General features: G+C 63.2%; 7 protein-coding genes. 2 read left to right on the top strand and 5 right to left on the bottom strand.

Going from position 1 to position 7090, the window contains the following annotated elements:
• Positions 1-53 precede the first annotated feature (53 nt).
• The 5 genes from C1D09_RS17895 to C1D09_RS17870 form a co-directional block, all read right to left on the bottom strand.
• Positions 54-1241: a PLP-dependent transferase gene (locus C1D09_RS17895; RefSeq protein WP_143975567.1), complete on the bottom strand. Its 1188-nt coding sequence runs from the start codon at positions 1239-1241 to the stop codon at positions 54-56.
• A complete protein-coding gene (locus tag C1D09_RS17890) occupies positions 1238-1972 on the bottom strand; it encodes a FadR/GntR family transcriptional regulator (protein WP_143975566.1) in 735 nt (244 codons plus the stop codon). The genes C1D09_RS17895 and C1D09_RS17890 overlap by 4 nt, the downstream gene beginning before the upstream one ends.
• Before the next feature lie 164 nt (positions 1973-2136).
• Positions 2137-3603 (bottom strand): FAD-dependent monooxygenase, encoded by a 1467-nt coding sequence (locus C1D09_RS17885; RefSeq protein ID WP_143975565.1) that lies wholly within the window; start codon positions 3601-3603, stop codon positions 2137-2139.
• A gap of 512 nt (positions 3604-4115) precedes the next feature.
• The gene (locus C1D09_RS17875) at positions 4116-5489 is read right to left on the bottom strand and encodes a PleD family two-component system response regulator (RefSeq protein WP_143975564.1); all 1374 of its coding nucleotides are present in this window, start codon (positions 5487-5489) and stop codon (positions 4116-4118) included.
• A gap of 33 nt (positions 5490-5522) precedes the next feature.
• The gene (locus C1D09_RS17870; RefSeq protein WP_006334976.1) at positions 5523-5894 is read right to left on the bottom strand and encodes a response regulator; all 372 of its coding nucleotides are present in this window, start codon (positions 5892-5894) and stop codon (positions 5523-5525) included.
• Positions 5895-6141: 247 nt separating this feature from the next.
• On the opposite strand from C1D09_RS17870, the gene C1D09_RS17865 reads away from it, so the two are divergent.
• Together C1D09_RS17865 and C1D09_RS17860 are read left to right on the top strand one after the other, a co-directional pair.
• Entirely contained in the window at positions 6142-6441 is a 300-nt protein-coding gene (locus C1D09_RS17865; protein ID WP_143975563.1) for a DUF3572 domain-containing protein, read from the top strand.
• A partial coding sequence (locus C1D09_RS17860; RefSeq protein ID WP_143975562.1) for a hypothetical protein occupies positions 6438-7090 on the top strand: 653 nt, incomplete at its 3' end. The genes C1D09_RS17865 and C1D09_RS17860, both read left to right, overlap by 4 nt.

Raw genomic sequence — 7090 nt, 5'->3', positions numbered from 1 at the left:
AAGCATGACGGTCAGTTTCTTCATGTTCAAGACTCCCATTTTGAACCCGCTTGTTATTTTCTGGCTTTCTCGAAGGCCTGGGCGACGTCGGCCCAGAGGTCTTCGACACTTTCCAATCCGACATTGAAGCGGATGGTTCGGGGGCTGACGCCGAAGCGCGCCATCGAATTCAGTCCCGGCGTCTGCTCCAGCGACGCCTTGGCCGGCACGACCAGGCTTTCATGCCCGCCCCAGCTGACGCCGATGCGGAAATATTTCAGCGCGTCGACGAAGACCGGGATGTCGATATCGTCCGTCACCTCGAAGGAGAACAGGCCGGCATAGCCGGCCAGCGTCGCCTTGCCCGGATGGTTCGAATAGGCGGGATGGTTGACGCGCTCGACATGGGCATGCGCCTTCAGCCGTTCGGCGATGGTGAGGCCGCTCCTCATGTGGTGCGGCAGGCGCAGCGGCAGCGTGCGCAGGCCGCGCAGCAGCAGCCAGGCCTCGAATGGCGACAGCTTGCCGCCGAGATAGGAATAGGTCTGCTCGTTGATATGCTTGATATGGGCGGCCGAGCCTGCCACCACGCCGGCGACCGTGTCGCTGTGGCCGCCGAGATATTTCGAGGCCGAATGCAGCACCAGGTCGACGCCATGCGAGATCGGCTTCTGGAACACCGGCGTTGCCCAGGAATTGTCGATCGTGGTGACGATGCCCTGCTCTTTCGCCAGCCGGGTCAAATGCGGCAGGTCCTGCAGCTCGAACATCATCGAGGTCGGGCTTTCCAGGTAGAGCAGCTTGGCGCCCGGAAGTGCCGCCGCCACCGCATCGGGATCGGAACCGTCGACATAGTCGACCTTGATGCCGAGCCGCGGCAAAAGCCGTTCGAACAGCCGGTAGGCATCGCCATAGCAGTTGCGCACGGCGACGATGCGCTCGCCCGCACCAACGAAGGCAAGCACGGTGGCGCTGATCGCCGCCATGCCGCTGGAGAAGCCGCGCGCGGCCTCGGCGCCCTCGAGCGCGGCGACGCGCGCTTCGAACTCCATCACCGTCGGATTGTCGCCGCGCGAATAGATCGGCTGCTTTCGTTTGCCGGCAAAAGTATCGGCCATTTCGGCGTAGCTGGCGAAGGTGAACAGCGACGTCTGGTAGATCGGCGGCACCACCGCGCCGCCCGGAAACGGCTCGTCATGCGCCAGAAGCGTTGCCGCCTCGGCGAGATAATCATGGTCGAAGCCGGTCGGATGCTCGTTCATGTCTGGCTCGGAAGTTTGAGTTTGGCGGCACCGCGCTTGAGATCATCCTCGACGGTGGCGATCAGCTTGAGCGCCTCGGCGCGGGCGCCTTGCGGGTCGCGTGCGGCAATGCATTCGTAGATGGCTCGGTGATAGGGAAAGCTGGCGTGGCCGAAATCGCGCACGCCCAGCGGATGCTCCCAGAAGCGATGGAACAGTTCGTGCATGGCGGCGATGATCTGCTCGAACAGCGGATTGCCGGAGACCCGGTAGATCGCCTGGTGGAACTCCCAGTCCTCTTCCGACGACATGCCGTCGCGGGTGCGGAAGGCCTGCTCCATGATGTCGAGCTTGCGCATGATCTCGGCAATGTCCGCGGGGCTCGCGCGTTCGGCGCAAAGGGCCGCCGCCTCCGCTTCCAGCGCGCGGCGAATTTCAAGCGTATGCATCAGGCTGGTGAAGTCGTTGCCGCCTGCCAGCGTCAGCGGCATGTGCAGCATGTCGGGCGAAACAGCCGCCTTGAGATAGGTGCCGCTGCCTTGCCGGCGCTCGACCAGGCCAAGCCCCTCCCACCGCGTCAGCGCTTCGCGCACCGTGTTGCGGCTGACCTTCAGCCGCTCGGCCAGGATGCGTTCGGTCGGAAGCCGGTCGCCGGGCTGCAGGGCCTCTGCGCGAACAAAACCCACCAACGCCTTCAGCACGGCGTCATCGCGCGCCGTCGTCTGAATGGGTGGCAGGCTGTTCTGGTCCACAATTCCTCCTCTAAAGCCATCAAGTGGTCCAATGGTCCTACCAATTTCTGCATAGATGGAACCTCCTGTCAATCGATTGTCAGGAGAACTGTCGAATTTTGCGGTGTCGCACGCCGCCACGCGATGCGTTTCAAGGCATCGCGTGGGCCGGCTCCATCTATCCACTATCTGAGGGGCGGCCCGAACCAGCTGGTTAGCGCCTCAGCCAGCCCCTCTTGGGTTCCAATCCCAACCCACGCCACATAGCCATCGGGCCTGATCAGCACGGCGGCGGGCGCGGCGACCATCCCGACAACCGGCAGTTCCCAGGGACCGTCATATCCAGCCTCGATCTGCCGGATCCGATCTGCCCAGGGCGCAATGTCCAGTGTGCCCGGGCCAGCGAGGTTGAGAAGCACCGGGCGGGCGTCATGCAGCAGACTGAAGATCCGCACTGGACCGCTGGCGGTGGCCAGGTCGAGGTCGGGCATTCGCCGCCCAAGCAGTGGATGCCCCGCGCCGAGATCGTAATGGATACCCAGACCGGACATCTCCGCAGCGATCTGTTTGCGCGGCTCATCCATGCCAAGCAGTTCGGTAAAGACGTTGTTCAATGCCTTGGTGCTGGCATCCATGCGGCGAAGCGCAACCTGTGCCTTCGCATTGCGCAGGACGCGAGCGGCGATCGGATGACGCTCGGCGTGATAACTGTCGAGAAGGCTTTCCGGTGAGGTCCGCTTGACCACCTGGGCCAGCTTCCACCCCAGATTGACCGCGTCCTGCACGCCGATATTGAGCCCCTGCCCGCCCATCGGAGGATGGATGTGCGCGGCGTCCCCGGCCAGCAGGACACGTCTGTCGCGGTAGGCGGCGGCCTGCCGCGTCATGTCGGTAAAGCGGGAGATCCAGGTCGGACTGTGGACCCCGTAGTCGGTGCCATAGACAGCGACAAGCGCCGCACGGAGATCGTGCAGCGTCGGTTCGCCGCCGATGGTCAATTGTCTCTCGGTCAGCACGACGCCCACCCGGTCGCTGTCTTCGATCTTGCCTATCGCATGAATTCCGTGGGCGTCGCTGCGAAAGCCCAATGCCGGCTCCTCAGATATTTCGACCTCGGCGATCATCCAGCTCATCGTCGGATCCCATCCCGGAAACTCGATTCCCGCCGCCTTGCGGATCGTGCTGCGCCCGCCGTCGCAGCCGACGAGGTATTGTGCCCGCAACCGTTGGCCTCCGGACAGCTCCACGTCGACGCCGCCATCCTCCTGCGCGAAACCAGTGACCTCCTGTCCGCGATAGCTCGGCACCCCCAACTCGTCGATCCAGTCGGCCAGTATCCGCTCTATGTGGTTCTGCCGCAGCGCCAGCAGGTAGCTGTGCCGGCTGGGAAAGTCGCTGATATCCAAACGGATCATGTGGAAGCCGACGGTCGGGAAGCTCTGCCCCTGCGCGAGAAACCGGTCGGCGATTCCACGTTGATCGAGAATTTCGATGGTGCGTGCGTGCAGGCCGCCGGCGCGCAACCCGATCAGCTGCTGGTCCGGGCGCCGCTCGACAATGGCAACGTCGATACCCGCCAAAGCGAGTTCCCCCGCCAGCATCAATCCTGTCGGACCGCCCCCGGCGATCGCCACCGCGTGCTCTGTAATCATTGATCGCCACTCCGTTTTCGCGCCTGATCCGCGTGGTTTTTACGAGAGGAGCCGGGTCTTGCCGCAAGGCCCTTGTGCGCCATATGTATGAAATGGAAGGGGCACTCTCCCGCACGGATCGCTTTGGTCGGCCGACGGCCGTGGATCGAGGACGGAAGCCCGGATTGCCCACAGGCAAAAAATCAGAGTCCTTCGTGCCTTGGCACGATGGTCTGATGTTGTGTTTGGAGGAAGGGGGCCGGTCGGCGTTTGGCAGCGGTACGAGGAGGCCACTATGTGCCAGCGCCGGCCGGCCGACCCCACGGACCCAGGAGATGCGGCGGACCTGAGCATCATGGGGTATTTCTAGGGATCGAGCCGGTTGTCTACCCTCGTGCCGGCTTCGTCTTGGCCTTCACATTTGCGCAAGAGCTTTTGAAAATCAACAGTTTCTTAACCAAGGCTCGCGAATCGCTTGGATTAAGGTAAATAGCTAACCTTGTTGGATTGACCACGGAATCGGTCGCGGATGCTTACGCCGCCTTGGCCACGACGCGGTTGCGGCCGGCGCTCTTGGCTTCATAGAGCGCGAGATCGGCGCGCTTCATCAGCGCCGCCACCGTATCCACGCCCTTCAGCACCGACGACACGCCGACGCTGACCGTGACCTCGATCGTCTTGCCGTCGGCGCCAATGGCGAACGGCTTCTGGGCGATTTCGGCGCGGATGCGTTCGGCCACTTTTTCGGCGACGGCGCCATCGGTGTCGGGCATCACCACGACGAACTCCTCGCCGCCGAATCGGCAGGCAAGGTCGATACCCCTGACGTTCTTGCGCAGCCGCCGCGCGAATTCGCGCAGCACATCGTCGCCGCCATCATGGCCATACGCATCATTGATCGACTTGAAACGGTCGAGATCGGTGATCATCACCGACAGCGGCCGGCGCCGCGCCACGGCGCGGTCGAACAGCGTCTGCAGATGGCTGTCGAGATAGCGGCGGTTGTGCAGCCCTGTCAGGCCGTCGGTCACCGCCATCTCGATGGTCTGGGTGACACTGGCGCGCAATTGGTCGTTGTAGCGCTTACGGCGCACCTGGGTGCGCAGCCGCGCCGTCAGTTCCTGCTGGTCGATCGGCCGCATCAGATAGTCGTTGATGCCGAGTTCGAGGCCGCGGATGATACGGTCCTCCTCGCCTTCCTCCGCCAAAAGGATGATCGGCACAAAACGGGTTCGGTCGAGCGAGCGCAATTGCGAGCAGAGCCGCAACGGGTCGAAATCGGCGAAGGCCGTCGAGATCATCACGCATTCATAGGACGTCTCGGCGGCTTGAAAGAACCCGGCATGCGGGTCGCCGATGACATCGAGGTCGGCGCGGTCGCGCAGCATTTTCTGGATGCGCTCGACAGACGATTTGCGCTCGTCGATCAATAGCACCTTCGGCGTCGTGTCTTCGGACGCGAAATTGCGCCCGAGCAGCTCTTCGATGCCGATGTTGCGCGTTGTCGAGGCGCGCAGCCTGAGCTCGTCGGTGAGAGACTTCAACCGGACCAGGCTCTTGACGCGCGTCATCAGTTGCAGGTCGTTGACCGGCTTGGTCAGGAAATCGTCGGCGCCGGCCTCGAGCCCGCGCACGCGGTCGGAAACCTGGTCGAGCGCGGTGATCATCACCACCGGAATATGCGATGTCGCGGGGTCGCTCTTTAGCCGGCGACAGACCTCGAACCCGTCCATGTCGGGCATCATCACGTCGAGCAGCACGACATCGACCTTGCCGTTCTCGCAGGTCTCGATGGCGTCAGGCCCGTTGGTGGCGGTCAGCACCTCGAAATATTCGGCCAGCAGCCGGACCTCCAGCAGCCTCACATTGGCAGGGATGTCGTCGACGACGAGGATCCGCGCGGTCATTTCACAAGGCTCCGGCTCGGCTGGAAAGGGACATCAGGCATCGCCCAGGTAAGATTTGATGGTTTCGATGAAACGCGGCACCGAGATCGGCTTCGAGATATAGGCCTCGCAGCCGCCCTGGCGGATGCGCTCCTCGTCGCCTTTCATGGCGAAGGCGGTCACGGCTATGACAGGGATGACGTGCAGATCGTCATCTTCCTTCAGCCATTTGGTCACTTCCAGCCCCGACACTTCGGGCAGTTGGATGTCCATCAGGATGAGATCCGGCCGGTGTTGACGTGCCAGGTCGAGCGCCTCCAGACCATTGCGGGTGCGCACTGTTTCGTAGCCGCTCGCTTCGATGAGGTCCCGAAAGAGCTTCATGTTGAGCTCATTGTCCTCGACGATCATGACCTTCTTAGGCATCGACATCCCGTCCCGGCCGTCCTTCCGCTCGAAGGTGGCCGTCATGCGCTCCCGGTTGAACGCACCAAACCCTGCTTCACTATACGGCAATATGATTGACGAAACGGAAACCTCCGGGCTGCAAAGCAGCGCGAATTCCACCTCGCCTCGCTGCGTGTCCAAACGGCGCGCGGCGCTGTAAAGGCTTGCCGCAACCAACTCTTGCCATTACTGCGGAAGAGACTCAGTCCACGTACCGAAGGTAGTGATGGCAAACGCGGCGTCAATGCGCGAAGAGGCGGAAACCATTGCCGTGAAGGCGCTGGGCTTCGTCGCCTCCGATCCGGACCTGTTGCCGCGCTTTCTGGCGATCACCGGAATAGAGGCGCATTCGATCCGCAAGGCCGCCGGTGAGCCAGGCTTCTTGGCCGGCGTGCTGCAGTTCATACTTGCCCATGAGCCGACCCTGATGCGCTTTGCCGAGGAAACCGGCACGCCGCCGGCCGCCGTCGGCAAGGCGTTGCGCGCGCTGCCGCTCGGCGACGACAACCACGAGCGCTCCATATGAGCGACGATCCCGAGACCGCGCGCCAGATCGAGGAACTGTCAGCGGACGACCGGCCCCTGCTGGTGCTCGACGTCGATGACGTCGTCCTCGAATTCATCCGCCCCTTCCCGCATTTCTTGAAGTCGCGCGGCTATGGGCTGACGCTGGCATCCTTCCGGCTGACCGGCAACATTGCCGAAACGGCCAGCGGCAGGCTGATCGAACAGCCGGAAGTCACTGCACTTCTGGGCGATTTCTTCGACGCGCAGGCCGATTGGCAAAGCATAACCGGCGGCGCAGCGGAAAGCTTGGCAAGGCTTGGCGACCGCGCGGAAATCATACTGCTGACCGCCATGCCGCACCGGCATCGTGCCGTGCGCCGCGCGCATCTCGATGCCTTGGGTCTGAACTATCCGCTGCTCACCACCGAAATGGCCAAGGGACCGGCAGTGGCCAGGCTGCGCGGCAAGAGCGGCCGGCCGGTGGCCTTCGTCGACGATCAGCCGCACAATCTGGCATCGGTGCGGGTATCGGTCACCGACGCCAGCCTTTTCCACCTGATGGCCGACAATTCGTTGCGTGCGTTCCTGCCCCCGGTCCCGGACGATGTCATCGTCGTCCAGGACTGGCACGAAGCCGCGCCGAAGATCGCCGGCGCGCTGGGGCTATA

Origin of the sequence: Mesorhizobium intechi (assembly GCF_002879535.1) — a bacterium.
GTDB classification, from domain to species: Bacteria; Pseudomonadota; Alphaproteobacteria; order Rhizobiales; family Rhizobiaceae; genus Mesorhizobium; species Mesorhizobium intechi.
Note: the sequence above shows the minus strand (reverse complement) of the source record. Positions and strands in the feature narration are given on the sequence as shown.